The 9,708-nt window shown below is 67.0% G+C and carries 9 protein-coding genes; 7 read left to right on the top strand and 2 right to left on the bottom strand.

Translation table 11 applies throughout. From position 1 onward, the window contains the following. From ELR45_RS25335 to ELR45_RS25325, 3 genes are all read left to right on the top strand, one after another. Positions 1-1,299, top strand: a 1,299-nt coding sequence (locus ELR45_RS25335) for a DEAD/DEAH box helicase (protein WP_165368091.1), incomplete at its 5' end; no start/stop codon positions are given. A gap of 66 nt (positions 1,300-1,365) precedes the next feature. Beyond that, the gene (locus ELR45_RS25330; protein ID WP_129668832.1) at positions 1,366-2,121 is read left to right on the top strand and encodes an SWIM zinc finger family protein; all 756 of its coding nucleotides are present in this window, start codon (positions 1,366-1,368) and stop codon (positions 2,119-2,121) included. A gap of 165 nt (positions 2,122-2,286) precedes the next feature. Continuing rightward, positions 2,287-2,844, top strand: coding sequence for a Uma2 family endonuclease (locus ELR45_RS25325; protein WP_129668831.1), 558 nt, complete (start codon positions 2,287-2,289; stop codon positions 2,842-2,844). A gap of 13 nt (positions 2,845-2,857) precedes the next feature. On the opposite strand, the gene ELR45_RS25320 is transcribed toward ELR45_RS25325, so the two are convergent. Beyond that, complete coding sequence (locus ELR45_RS25320) at positions 2,858-4,081, bottom strand: epoxide hydrolase family protein (RefSeq protein ID WP_129668830.1); 1,224 nt, start codon at positions 4,079-4,081, stop codon at positions 2,858-2,860. A gap of 63 nt (positions 4,082-4,144) precedes the next feature. On the opposite strand from ELR45_RS25320, the gene ELR45_RS25315 reads away from it, so the two are divergent. Beyond that, positions 4,145-5,116, top strand: coding sequence for a helix-turn-helix transcriptional regulator (locus tag ELR45_RS25315; protein WP_129668829.1), 972 nt, complete (start codon positions 4,145-4,147; stop codon positions 5,114-5,116). A 331-nt stretch (positions 5,117-5,447) separates the two neighbouring features. Here ELR45_RS25315 and groL read toward each other — a convergent pair whose 3' ends face one another. Beyond that, on the bottom strand, positions 5,448-7,079 hold the full coding sequence (gene groL / locus ELR45_RS25310) for a chaperonin GroEL (protein ID WP_129668828.1): 1,632 nt from the start codon (positions 7,077-7,079) through the stop codon (positions 5,448-5,450). A gap of 294 nt (positions 7,080-7,373) precedes the next feature. On the opposite strand from groL, the gene ELR45_RS25305 reads away from it, so the two are divergent. The 3 genes from ELR45_RS25305 (at position 7,374) to ELR45_RS25295 (ending at position 9,600) form a co-directional block, all read left to right on the top strand. Then, positions 7,374-7,856, top strand: a complete 483-nt coding sequence (locus tag ELR45_RS25305) for a hypothetical protein (protein ID WP_129668827.1) — start codon at positions 7,374-7,376, stop codon at positions 7,854-7,856. Then, on the top strand, positions 7,853-8,857 hold the full coding sequence (locus ELR45_RS25300; protein ID WP_205857241.1) for a hypothetical protein: 1,005 nt from the start codon (positions 7,853-7,855) through the stop codon (positions 8,855-8,857). The genes ELR45_RS25305 and ELR45_RS25300 overlap by 4 nt, the downstream gene beginning before the upstream one ends. A 158-nt stretch (positions 8,858-9,015) precedes the next feature. Next, the gene (locus ELR45_RS25295; protein WP_129668826.1) at positions 9,016-9,600 is read left to right on the top strand and encodes a SigE family RNA polymerase sigma factor; all 585 of its coding nucleotides are present in this window, start codon (positions 9,016-9,018) and stop codon (positions 9,598-9,600) included. Positions 9,601-9,708: the final 108 nt, after the last annotated feature.

The following is a 9,708-nucleotide window of genomic DNA, read 5'->3' as shown; positions in this document are numbered from 1 at the left end:
GGCACGCCCGTGCGCCGCTACCATGGCGCCCGCCGCGAGCTGGACTCGATCCTGCGGCACACCGAGGGCGGCTTCGTCATCACGACCTACGGCACCATGCGAGTCGATGTCAGCGAGACCGACGAGGCCACGACCGACGCGGTACCCGAGGCCGATGACGGCGGAGGCGCCGGTGGAGGTGACGGCGCTTCCAACGGCCAGGATCCCCGGCACACGATCACGACGGCGCCGTGGGGACTGCTCGTCGTCGACGAGGCCCAGCACATCAAGAACGCACGGTCCAAGACCGCGAGGGCGCTTCGGACCATCCCGGCCCAGGCCCGCGTCGCGCTCACCGGCACGCCGGTCGAGAACAACCTGTCCGAGCTGTGGGCGATCCTGGACTGGGCCACCCCGGGCCTGCTCGGCTCCCTCGGTGCGTTCCGGACCCGATGGGCCGAGCCGATCGAATCGGGCAAGGAGCCGCTGGCCACCGACACGGCACGCCGATTCTCCCGCCTGGTGGGGCCGTTTCTGCTGCGCAGGCGCAAATCCGACCCCGGGATCGCCCCTGAGCTGCCGCCGAAGACGCAGACCGACCGTCCGGTGTCGCTGGCGCCGGAACAGGCCGATCTGTACCGGGCCGTCGTCCAGGAGACGATGGAGAAGATCAGGACCAGTAGCGGCATGGCTCGACGCGGCCTTGTTCTGGCACTGCTGACGGCGCTGAAACAGGTCTGCAACCACCCTGCGCAGTACCTGAAGGAGCCGCTGGGCGCGGCGGGCCGTTCGGGAAAGCTCGACCTCCTCGACGAGCTGGTCGATACCATCACCGCCGAGGACGACGCCGCCTTGATCTTCACCCAGTACGTCGGCATGGCGCGGCTACTCGACGAGCATTTCTCGGCCCGTGGCACGCCCGTTCAGGTTCTGCACGGCGGCACACCCATCGAACAGCGCGAGCGGATGGTTCGCTGGTTCCAGGAAAGCCCGCCTGGGCAGGCGCCGGTGTTCGTCCTGTCGCTGAAGGCAGCCGGGACAGGGCTCAACCTGACCCGGGCCGGCCACGTGATCCATTACGACCGCTGGTGGAACCCGGCAGTCGAGGAGCAGGCGACGGACCGTGCCTACCGGATCGGCCAGACCCGGCCGGTACAGGTCCACCGGCTGATCGCCGAAGGAACGGTCGAGGACCGGATCGCGGCCATGCTCGAGACCAAACGTGAGCTCGCCGACGCGGTGCTCAGCTCGGGTGAGGCCGCGCTGAGCGAGCTGTCCGACGCCGACCTCGCCGACCTGGTGACGCTGAGACCGCGGTGATCGGATGCGACTTCAGGGCGTCATAGCGCCCGATTCTCGTATCCGATCATCCACGAAGGAGACCTGATGAGTGAGCTGGCCAAAGGATTCCCAGCGTTCGAAGCACGAAAACGTCGTACCCGCCGTGCCCAGACGTGGTGGGGCAACGCCTGGATCGACGCATTGGAAGATTCGTCGCTCGACTCCGATGCGTTACGACGCGGACGGGCCTACGCGCACGGTGGCCACGTCGGGACGATCACGATCAGCCCGGGCCGGATCTCCGCCACCGTCTACGGAGACGACCACACACCGCACGAGACGCTGGTCTTCCTCGACGAGTTCAACGACAGCGACTGGGAGCGGCTGCTGGGACGGATCGCCTCCAAGGCCGGCCACGTCGCCGCGCTGCTGGAGCGCGATATGCCCGACGACCTGGCGGATGCGGCGTACGACGCGGGCGTACAGCTACTGCCGGGGATCGACGACCTCGAACCGCGATGCAGCTGCGACGACTGGGGACACCCCTGCACGCACGCGGCCGCGTTGTGCTACCAGGCATCCTGGCTGCTCGACGCGGATCCGTTCCTGCTCCTGCTGATGCGCGGACGGGGCGAGGACGATCTCCTCGACGAGCTTCAGCGCCGCAACTCGGGGCCTCCGGCGAACATGCGGGACGCCGCCGGGCGCGAGGGTGGAGCAATTGAATCGAGCGACGGTACGCCCGAGGACTCAGAAGCCGACAGCTCGGCGCCCCTCGATCCGGCAACCGTGGATCAGATCATCTCTGATGCCGCCGCCCGCGCCCGGGAGCTCCTGACTCAGGCATCCCACCGCGGCTGAACAAGTACCGATCAGTCCGTCCGCGCACGCATCCTCCAATACACATATCATCTGTTCGTAAGTGTATGCCGTCATGTGCCTCTGTTCACGCTGAGAGAAAGTCGTTTCCGAGAGCTAGCCTCATACTGCATGATCATTTTGGAAAACTCAGCCCAGGAGGGCAGCATGACAACTATGGCGGTGATGCCCCGTGCAACGGATAACTGGACGGTCGACGACCTGGCCCAGCTACCCGACGACGACGGTCTACGTTACGAACTCATCGATGGGACGCTGATCGTGAGTCCGGCGCCCATTCCTCTGCACCAACGAGCAGTGCGGCGGCTGACACGCGTGCTTGAAGAGTCTTGTCCGCCAAACCTAGAGGTCTTCTTCGCACCGTTGGACTGGCAGCCTGACGAGCGCAACTCGCTCGAGCCCGATCTGCTCGTCGTCGCCAACGAAGACGTCGGCGACACGAGGATCACCTCCCCACTGAAGCTTGCAGTGGAGGTCCTCTCGGCGAGCAGCCGACTGCGCGACACCACCTTGAAGTACGCCAAGTACGCCGAAGGTGGCGTGGCGTCGTACTGGATCGTGGATCCTGCGACGCCGTCGATCGTGGCATACGACCTTCACGACGGTCGATACGTCGAGGTCGCGAACGGCACCGGCGACGACAAGGTCACTTTAGAGCGCCCGTTCCCAGTGACGGTCACGCCACACGACCTCGTCACCCGCTGAGGACTCTCCAGCCTCACCGGTAGGAGTGGAAGAACGTCCGGATGTCCCCCGTCAGGAGATCGGGAGTCTCGAAGCCGGCGAAGTGTCCGCCGCGGTCGAACTCGGACCAGTGCACCACCGCGTTCATCGGGTCGACCAGGTGCCGAATGCTGTTGTCCGCCGCGAACACGGCGATACCGCTTGGTGGAAGCTCCGGCATCTGCGCGTGCCCACCGGCCGTGCCCTCCTCAGCCCCACCGCCCTCGCCGCCGGACTGCGCCGCTGACTCCATGAACTCACGGAATGCCTGCATGCCGTCGTACGTCGAATGGGCCGCCGTCGCTCCAGCCCCGGTGAACCAGTAGATGCTGACATTGGTGAGCAGCCGGTCGCGGTCCACGGCGTCGTCCGGCAGCTCGGCGGCCGGGTCGGTCCACTCCCGGAACTTCTCCACGATCCACGCCAACTGCTGAACCGGCGAGTCGTTCAGGCCGTAGGCGATCGTCTGCGGTCTGGTGGACTGCAGGTGCAGGTATCCCAGACCGTCGCTCTGGAACTGATTGAACCGTTCGGCCCGGATCTGCTCGTCGTCGGAGAGCCCGTCGAGCTCGGCGGGAGGCCCGAACGGAAACGGCACCGGTCCATTGGTATGGGTCGCCACCACCCGTTCCGGCTCGACCATCGCCAGCAACGCTGTCACACCGGCGCCGACGTCGCCGCCTTGGGCCGCATAGCGTTCGTATCCCAAACGGCGCATGACCTCGGCAAACGCCTGAGCCACCCGGAACAGGTCGCCCCAGCCCGGCTCTCGGACCGGCGTGGAGAACCCGTAGCCCGGGAGAGACGGGATGACCACATGGAATGCGTCGGCCGGATCTCCGCCATACGCAGCCGGGTCGGTGAGCGGCCCGATCATCTCGGTGAACTCGACGACGGAGCTCGGCCAGCCGTGGGTGAGGATCAGCGGCAGCGCGTCCGGTTCGGGAGAGCGAACGTGCAGAAAGTGGATGTCCTGACCGTCGACCGTGGTCACGAACTGCGGGAACTCGTTGAGCTCAGCCTCCCGGGCACGCCAGTCGAACTCGGTGCGCCAGTACTCGGCCAGCTCCTTGAGGTAACCGACGGGGACTCCACGCTCCCATCCGGTACCGGCGATCTCGGCCGGCCACCGGGTGCGGGCCAGCCGGTCGTGCAGGTCGTCGACGTCGGCCTGCGGAATCTCGATGCGGAAGGGGCGGATGTCAGTGGTGTTCGTCATGCCCTTCACGTTGTCACCCATCGCGGCCAGGTTTAGGCCGCAATTGCTGGCAGACTCTGATTCATGTTGGACACATCGGCACGCCTGCTCCGCCTGCTGTCTCTGCTTCAAGCCCGCCGGGAATGGGCCAGCGCAGATCTGGCCCAGCGGCTCGGCGTGGCGGTCCGGACGATCCGCCGGGACGTCGACCGGCTGCGTAGCCTTGGTTATCCCGTCGACGCGACACCCGGCGTCGCCGGTGGCTACCGGCTCGGTGCAGGAGCAGAGATGCCACCGCTGCTGCTGGACGACGAGGAGGTGGTCGCCGTCGCCGTGGGCCTGCGCACAGCCACCGGCGGCTCCATCACCGGCATCGAGGAGACGTCGGTGCGAGCCCTGGCCAAGCTCCAACAGGTGCTTCCCACCCGGCTGCGGCGCCGCGTCGACACCCTGCAGACCTACACCGTCCCTGCCACCGCGGCTGCCGGGCCCACGGTCGACGCCGACGTGCTCACAACCATCGCCGCTACCTGCCGCGACCACGAACAGCTCCGGTTCGGCTACCTCAATCACGGCGGTGATGAGACCATCCGCAAGGTCGAGCCACACCGCTTGGTCCATCGTGGGCGCCGATGGTATCTCCTGGCCTGGGACGTCGAGCGCGACGATTGGCGCACCTTCCGGGTCGACCGGATCACACCGCGAATACCCACCGGGCCGCGCTTCGTCCCGCGAGAGATGCCCGACGGCGCCGTCGCCGACTTCGTCTCCCAGGGCGTCGACACCGCAACATGGGTGTACCGGGCCCGAATTCGCCTGCACGCCCCAGCCGAAAACGCGAGGAGCCGCCTTCCAGCCGCCGTCACGGTCGAACCCATCGACGAACGGACCTGCGTGATCAAGGCCGGCTCCGACTCCTGGGACATGCTCGCCGTGTACCTGTCCATGCTCGACGCGGACTTCGACGTCCTCGACCCACCCGAGTTCGCCGACCATCTCCGCCAGCAGGCCGCACGCTACCTCCGGGCCGCCGACAGCGTGAACCGCGCCAGATAGTCGCGTGCAGGTGGAGATCCTCCATCTCGGATTGCACGTGGTGACCCAGACGGAGGTGGGGAGGGGAGAATTTCCCGGCCAGGGTAGGCGCGGGCGTCGGCCTGTGAGGAGATCCCCCGGGGTCCCCCGCGAAGTATCCGAGCGCCAGCGAGGAACTTCGTGGGGTGGGGTCGACGATCTGGCCGCGGGCGAGGCCGGGAATTCTCCCCTCCCCACCTCTACCAGCCCCTCCGACCCAAGCAACCCGGGACAAAGGAGGAAATAGACGGTGCCCCGGCCAAGTCGGCCGGGGCACCGTCTTTCGTGCGTGGTGCTGAGCGAGACGAAGGACTTAGAAGTCCATCCCACCCATTCCACCGGTCGGGTCGCCGCCCGCAGGGGCCGCTGCCTTCTCCGGCTTGTCGGCGACAACCGCCTCGGTGGTGAGGAAGAGCGCCGCAATGGAAGCAGCGTTCTGCAGCGCCGAGCGGGTCACCTTGGCCGGGTCAGGGACACCGGCCTTGAGCAGGTCCTCGTACTCGCCGGTCGCGGCGTTCAGACCGTGACCGTCGGGCAGACCCTTGACCTTCTCCACCACGACGCCGCCTTCGAGGCCGGCGTTGATGGCGATCTGCTTCAGCGGAGCCTCGACGGCGAGCTTGACGATGTTGGCACCAGTGGCCTCGTCGCCCTCAAGGTCGAGCTTCTCGAACGCCTTGACCGCGGCCTGGAGCAGCGACACGCCGCCACCGGCGACGATGCCCTCCTCGACGGCGGCCTTCGCGTTGCGAACGGCGTCCTCGATGCGGTGCTTGCGCTCCTTGAGCTCGACCTCTGTGGCCGCGCCCGCCTTGATCACGGCAACGCCGCCGGCGAGCTTGGCAAGCCGCTCCTGCAGCTTCTCACGGTCGTAGTCGCTGTCGGAGTTCTCGATCTCGGCGCGGATCTGGCTGACCCGGCCCGCAATCTGGTCGGCGTCGCCGGCACCCTCGACAATGGTGGTCTCGTCCTTGGTGACGACCACCTTGCGGGCCGTGCCCAGCAGGTCGACGGTGGCGTTCTCCAGCTTCAGGCCGACGGTCTCGCTGATGACCTGACCACCGGTCAGGATCGCGATGTCCTGAAGCATGGCCTTGCGGCGGTCGCCAAAGCCAGGTGCCTTCACCGCGACGGACTTGAACGTGCCACGGATCTTGTTGACGACCAGCGTGGCCAGGGCCTCGCCCTCGACATCCTCGGAGATGATCAGCAGCGGCTTGCCGCCCTGCATGATCTTCTCCAGCAGCGGAAGCAGGTCCTTGACGTTGGAGATCTTGGACTCGACGAGCAGGATGTGCGCGTCCTCGAGGACGGCCTCCTGGCGCTCGGCGTCGGTGACGAAGTAGCCCGAGGTGTAGCCCTTGTCGAAGCGCATACCCTCGGTCAGCTCAAGCTCGAGCCCGAAGGTGTTGCTCTCCTCGACGGTGATGACACCTTCCTTGCCGACCTTGTCCATGGCCTCGGCGATCAGCTCGCCGATCTGAGCGTCGCCCGCGGAGATGGACGCGGTGGCCGCGATCTGCTCCTTGGTCTCGACCGGCTTGGCCGAGGCGAGCAGCTGCTCGGACACGGCCTCGACGGCCTGCTCGATGCCGCGCTTCAGCGCGATGGGGTTGGCGCTGGCCGCCACGTTGCGCAGACCCTCACGTACGAGAGCCTGGGCGAGCACGGTGGCGGTGGTGGTGCCGTCACCAGCGACGTCGTCGGTCTTCTTCGCGACCTCCTTGACGAGCTCGGCCCCGATCTTCTCCCACGGGTCTTCGAGCTCGATCTCCTTCGCGATGGAGACACCATCGTTGGTGATGGTCGGCGCGCCCCACTTCTTCTCCAGCACGACGTTGCGGCCCTTCGGGCCGAGGGTGACCTTGACGGCGTCGGCAAGTGCGTTCATGCCGCGCTCAAGGCCACGCCGCGCCTCCTCATCGAAGGCAATCATTTTTGGCATGGGTTGGTCCTCCCGGTTGCGGGTGGATGGCCCGGTACGACGCCCGCGACGGACGGCCGCGAAGGACCGGCTCCCTTTCGCCGGACTTCCGAGGCCTCGCCGACCCGGCTTTCCTGTCACTCTCATCTTAAGAGTGCTAACGCCGTTTTTAGCACTCTCACCCCGAGAGTGCAAGCCGCGACCCCTCCGCCGCCGTCGCCCGGCTCAGTCCCTGATCGGGCGGACGGCGCGGAGGAAGCGAAACTCGCCCCCGTCCTCCTGACCGGCCGGCCCTAGATGCGTACCCTCTTACGAGTGAGGATTACCGCACTCAGGCCGGCCCGGCCTCGAACCCGCCTGTCCCGCTGGGGCACGGCGTGGCGGCTCGGTCTCGTGGTGGTCGGGCTTGTCGCGCTCGTCCACGGCACACTGCGCGACTCCGACGACTTCTTCCCGTTCGGCTCGATGGCGCAGTACGCGAGCGCCCACGACCTCAACGGCACCACGCGCTCGACCTACATCCTGGCCGACACCGAAAGCGGTGAGGAGGACGTGCGGGTGCCACTGAACGCCACCGGCACCGGCATCGGACGGGCCGAAGTCGAGGGCCAGCTCGGCGACTTCCTCGACGACCCGTCGCTCATGCAGGTCATCGCCGACGCCTACCGCGACATCCACCCGGAACGCGACCAATACACGCATCTGTATCTGATGCGGGACGTCTACCAGCTCGAGGACGGCTACGTGGTCGGCGAACCCGAGACGACGCTACTCGCCGAATGGGAGGTCGTTCGATGACCCGCCGATTCGACCCCGAGCAGGACGTCGCGAGCGGCAGCGAACCGGCCGTCGGATCCGCGTCCGAGCCCTTGGGCGCCGACGCGCACGGCGTGGCCACCAGGGTAGCCGGCGGTTCAGCGGACAGCGGAACATGGCGGCGCGTGGGTTCCCACGTCCGCGCGTGGTGGATGCCCGAGTTGCCGTTCGCACGTGTGGCGATCATGCGGGCGGCGATCTACCTCTTTCTGCTGTATGACATCTTCTACCTGCGCAACGACGTCATTCCGCACGGACACACGCCGGAGCTGTACGAGCCGCTGTGGATAGGGCGGGCGCTGCCGCTGCCCGAACCGTCGGTGGGGCTGGCGCAGACGCTGCAGGTGCTGATAGTCGTCGGCTCGCTCGTCGCCGCCACCGGACGGTTGCCACGGCTGGCCGGCTGGACCGTCGCTCTGTGCTACTTCGAGTGGCTGATCCTGAGCATGTCGTTCGGCAAGGTCGACCACGACCATCTCGCCCTGGTCATCGCCGTGTTCGTCCTGCCCACCATCGGCCGGGCGAGACTGTCCGACCACGGCGGCAGCCCAGCGGCCGGGTGGGCATTCCGGTGCATCCAGGTCTCGGTGATCTTCACCTACTTCGGCTCAGCGCTGGCGAAATGGGTCCGCAACGGCGCGCCGTTCGCATGGGCCAACGGCGCGGTGTTGTCGTGGGCGTTCATCCGCCGCGCGACCGATCTCGCGCGGTGGTCGCTGGACTATCCGTGGCTGCTACGGATCGGCCAATGGGTGATGTTGATCGCCGAGTTCCTCTCCCCGATCGTGCTGTTCGTGAAGGGGAAGTGGCTCTACTTCGGCGCCGCGTTCTTCCTCACGTTCCACCTCGTGACCTACCTGACCCTGGGAATCCACTTCCTGCCGACGGTGATCTGCTGGCTGGCGTTCTTCCCGACCGAGAAGCTGCTGCCTGGCCGCTTCCGGCACACCTCGGATCAGCAGCCGGTCGAACACGCCGCCTGATCCACCGCAACGTCCTGCGGATCGTGGCCCCTGGCGCACGGCCCGCAGGACGCTAGCGTCGTCGAATGTCGCCCGGTACCCGGTAGTGCAACCCGTTTCGCCGCCAGGTCCGTGGACGGGGTGAGAACGTCATCCCATAACGACGCGAGGAGGCGGATGTGCTGAAGGTCGACGAGGCCTCGTACAGGGAGTTCGTCGTCGCACGACGGCGAGCCCTGCTACGGACCGCATTCCTGCTGTGCGGCGATTGGCACCTCGCCGAAGACCTTGTTCAGGAGACGCTCGCCAAGCTGTACGTGGCCTGGCGGCGGGTGAAACGGCGTGACGACGTCGACGCGTACGCACGCAAGACGCTCGTCAACGCCTACATCGACCACAGCCGGCGACCATGGCGGCGTGAGCAGGCGGCAGAGGTCTCACGGAACCACGAGGGCGCTGGCGCTGCGGTCAACAGTTATGCCGGGCCGTCTCGCGCGACGCCGGAGCGGCACACCTCCGGGGACCCCGCCGAACTGGGCGACCCCACCCTGCGACGCCGCCTGCTGGATGTCCTCGTCGAAGTTCCACAACGACAACGGGCCGTCCTCGTACTGCGGTTCTGGGAAGATCTCTCGGTCGAACAAGTCGCCGACCTGCTCAGCTGCAGCGCCGGCACTGTCAAAAGCCAGACGTCTCGCGGGCTGGTCCGCCTACGTGACCTCCTTGGCACCACGTCGCTCGCCGAGATGAAGGAGCAACTGTGAACGACAGAAACCTTCGCGCCCTGTTCGAGGACGCACTGACCGATGAACCGGACGGCCATGCCCCCGTCGACGACGACATCGCGCGCGGCCGGGCGTTGCGAACGCGCC

Source organism: Phytoactinopolyspora endophytica (genome assembly GCF_004138495.1).
GTDB lineage: Bacteria > Actinomycetota > Actinomycetes > Jiangellales > Jiangellaceae > Phytoactinopolyspora > Phytoactinopolyspora endophytica.
The sequence above is the reverse complement of the archived record's forward strand: the minus strand, read 5'-3'. Positions and strand labels throughout refer to the sequence as shown.